Origin of the sequence: Pseudoalteromonas sp. SR45-5, from assembly GCF_014163565.1 — a bacterium.
Classification (GTDB): Bacteria; Pseudomonadota; Gammaproteobacteria; order Enterobacterales; family Alteromonadaceae; genus Pseudoalteromonas; species Pseudoalteromonas distincta.
Genome location: NZ_JACJDN010000420.1, coordinates 1 through 3,637 on the forward strand (window position 1 = coordinate 1; position 3,637 = coordinate 3,637).

Annotated in this window: 3 protein-coding genes and 2 tRNA genes; 2 read left to right on the forward strand and 3 right to left on the reverse strand. The window is 36.2% G+C overall.

The window, feature by feature from the left end; all coding sequences use genetic code 11:
- Both H5072_RS14445 and msrB read left to right on the forward strand, forming a co-directional pair.
- Nucleotides 1–411, forward strand: a 411-nt coding sequence (locus H5072_RS14445) for a hypothetical protein (protein ID WP_220488641.1), incomplete at its 5' end; no start/stop codon positions are given.
- Between the two features lie 147 nt (nucleotides 412–558).
- Nucleotides 559–999, forward strand: coding sequence for a peptide-methionine (R)-S-oxide reductase MsrB (msrB, locus tag H5072_RS14450; RefSeq protein WP_024605441.1), 441 nt, complete (start codon nucleotides 559–561; stop codon nucleotides 997–999).
- A 4-nt stretch (nucleotides 1,000–1,003) separates the two neighbouring features.
- Here msrB and H5072_RS14455 read toward each other — a convergent pair whose 3' ends face one another.
- The 3 genes from H5072_RS14455 to H5072_RS14465 form a co-directional block, all read right to left on the reverse strand.
- Nucleotides 1,004–2,650: a tetratricopeptide repeat-containing response regulator gene (locus H5072_RS14455; RefSeq protein WP_033020645.1), complete on the reverse strand. Its 1,647-nt coding sequence runs from the start codon at nucleotides 2,648–2,650 to the stop codon at nucleotides 1,004–1,006.
- Between the two features lie 489 nt (nucleotides 2,651–3,139).
- Nucleotides 3,140–3,215 (reverse strand) — tRNA-Val (locus H5072_RS14460).
- Between the two features lie 152 nt (nucleotides 3,216–3,367).
- Nucleotides 3,368–3,443, reverse strand: a tRNA-Val gene (locus tag H5072_RS14465).
- Between the last annotated feature and the right edge of the window lie 194 nt (nucleotides 3,444–3,637).

Here is a 3,637-nt window from a genome sequence, read left to right on the forward strand (position 1 = left end):
GCTATATCGTTAATAGGCTTAGTGCTTGTTATTTTAATGATTAGCACTGAGCTTTTAGAGTCTATGTGGTTTAAAGCGCTATTTGGGTTGTGGGTATTTGTTTTTTGCTCAAGCGTTTATAGGCTAACGCCCTTATTTAAATCAAGAAATAGGCTAGAGGATTTTATTCAGCGAGATGCCCAACATTTACTACTTTTTAGTTTGATGGGATTTTTTGATAAAAAGCATGGTCCAAATTGGTTAGTTATTGAGAGTATTGAACGCATAACAACAAAGGATGATGAGCTAATTATTTACAGTAATAACGAGCGCCAAATGAGTGTTAGTTTACCTGTAAAAAAAGCAGAGCTAGATAGTTTTATTAAACGAATACTTACCGACTCAGAAAAACAAAATATTACCTTTAGCTGAGGAGATTACCTTTAAAATTGAACGAGTTTTAGTTTTAAACGGTCAACACTCTTTAGCTGATCTTTAGTGTATTAAATAACGTATTAATTAACCGTACTTCTTATAAATTTATTAAGTACGGTTAATCAACTATTCAATGAGGCTATTATGTTGAAGTGGAATGATGTTATTAACTTTGCCACCAACGGCAATCCTACCCCAAGTAAAAAAGTAGTCAAAACTGACGAGCAGTGGCGGATGCAACTATCAGAAGATGAATATTACGTAACACGTAAGAAGGGAACAGAGCGCCCAGATAGCTCGGGTAGTTGTACATTACTCGAACCTGGCAAGTATGTGTGTATTTGCTGTGATAATCTATTGTTTGATGCCGATGAAAAGTTTGATAGTGGCACTGGTTGGCCGTCATTTACGCAACCTGCAACAATTGAAGCGATTGGTTATGTAAACGATACAAGTCATGGTATGGAGCGCATAGAGGTGGTTTGTAACGTATGCGATTCGCACTTAGGCCATATTTTTCCAGATGGCCCATTACCAACAGGTTTACGTTATTGCGTTAATGCCGCAGCAATGAAAAAGATCTAATATTTTATTTACTAGCGCTTTGAATATCTAAATTCATTTCTTTTGCTATATGTAAAATCTTATCTAAACGCTGCGTCTGATCTGCTTGTAATTTAGTTTTATCAAGAAGGGCGTAGCATCTTCTAGCAAGATCCATATTAAATGAGCTGCCAGATTGCTTGGTTGAATCAAATAGGCACTGTAATAAATTAAGTGCAATACTCTGATTGCGAGGCATTACTCTAAATGCTTGCGTAAAAGCTTCCAGCGCAGTATTTAACTGCCCTTTATTAAATTGATTAACGGCATGGTTATTAAGCTCTTTTGGACCCATTTTAATATCGCGTCGCTCACTTTGTTGCTGCTGAATATAACGCAAGTAAGTTGTGTCGCTAACTGCAGGGTGTCTTTCACAGTGGCTAATTATTTGTGTGAATAAGGTTTGCGCCTTCTGATGAAACCCCAGTTCATGAAATGCTTTTGCTTTATCAAGTGCTCCATCAACCGATCGGATATGAGTATCGTCGTCATCAAGCTGCTCAATTAGCTTTTTCGCTTTTTGATGCTCGTCTTTTAAGTAATGAAGTCGTGCATTAAGTACATCAATTTGAGCTTGATTTGCATTATTAGGAAACTGTTTTTTTAAATCATTAATGTACTGATTTGTTTGTCTAGAAATTCGTTGAATTTGATCAGTTTGATCAGTCGTTAACGCAAAGTCGATACCGGCACGTGCTGCATTTAAATATACATCGGGGTGGTCGTGTATTGAGTGCTTTGCAAAGGTGGCTATATCTTTTTGAGTTAAATAGCTTTTTTCGTAGTCGTGATTAATTAGCGACACATTACTTAACGATTTTTGGCGTGTGATGTTTCGCGGTGCAATGTCTGCTGCTTGACTTAAAAAGCTTTGTGCTAGTTCAAACTGATTTAGCTTTATTTCTAATCTGCCCAACAAATCAAGGGCTACTAAACGAGTTTCTTGGCGCTCTAACATTGTCTTGAGCATTCGCTGCGCCAAAATATGTTCGTTATTCGCTATAAGTGCCTCTACTAAACCTACTTTTGCCCAAGCAAATTTTTGAATATCGAGAACAGACTTAAAAAAGTCTTTTGCATCTTGAGCACGCTTTAAGCGAAGTAGGGCATCGCCTTTTAAGCGAAGTAGGATAGGACTGTAATTATTATTTTTTTTATCCAGAGCGGTATCAATAAATTTAATAGCTTTTGAATCGTTACCATCATCAATTAATGAATACACTGTTTGTAAGTCGTGTTTACGCTTTAAGATTCGTTCAATGCGTGTTTTAAGCTCTTGTACTGTAAAAGGCTTAACTAAAAAGTCATCTGGCTGCAGCTCAAGAACACTATGAACGAGTGAGCCACTTGTTTCTGCTGAGATAAAAATAAAGCCAGTCGAACTTTTTATGAGCTGCTTTACACGTAGCTCTTCATAAAGCTGGTAGCCATCTTGGTGTTTGTTTAAGTTGAATGAGCAAACTATTAGATCAAATTCTTCACTTAAACACTGCTCTTTTGCAGAGTTTGCATGATCAGCAAAGCGCAACTGCCGAAAGCCAAGCCTTTCTAACGATTGTTTCATATAGCTTTGAGCAAGTGGCTGCTCCTCTACTATAAGTATTTTGGCTTTTGAATAGATCTTAGTTGGCATTGGCTTAAGCGTAATTGTATTTAACACAGACTATAATCAACAGTTTAACTCCTTACAAGGGAATTTAAATGATAGCTGTATTTATTAGGTACTTAACTTTGTCTAATACGTTTATCTAACTTCGAAAGTACTGAGCCGAATAGCATAATTAAAAACTAAATAAGTAAAATGGAAACGCTATATTTGATGAGTGCTTTGATATGGTAATTTAGATTTTAATAAAAATATGAAATGTATTTAAGGTAAAAAGAGGAGTTAAACGTATTTAATATGGGAAAAAGTTATTACTAGAGAAGTTGTCTGATGGTATTTATATGTGGTGGGTGATTACTTGGCTTGATACCAGTGACCCTCGCCATTATTTGTAAAGAGTGGGGATGCTCTTTATTAAATGCGATTTATATATTGAGTTTTTATAAAGTTTGTAAATGTGTTTAATATGAGAAGGAAGAGTTATTACTAGAGAAGTTGTTTAATGGTATTTATATGTGGTGGGTGATACTGGACTTGAACCAGTGACCCTCGCCTTGTAAGGGCGATGCTCTCCCAACTGAGCTAATCACCCACATATAATTTAAAACGCTACTATTAAATAAATAGTACTGGATTTTAACCAGTGAACTTTGCCGTTACTTGTTAGTAGCGGTAATGCTCTCTATTTTCTAACTGAGCTTATGACCCATATAGAATTTAGATGTGAACACTTTAACTAAAAAGTGGTGGGTGATACTGGACTTGAACCAGTGACCCTCGCCTTGTAAGGGCGATGCTCTCCCAACTGAGCTAATCACCCACATCTAAACAACATTGCATTGCTGCGTTGTTGTGGGGCGCTATTATAGATAGAGTTGGAAATGTGTCAACACTTGAATGATAAAAATGTGCTGAATGAAGGTTTTATAAACAATAGGATATGGTTGAAGTCTATTTTATCATCAAATTTGATATTGCAGTTCAATTAAGCACCTAAAAGTGAGTAGGGAATTG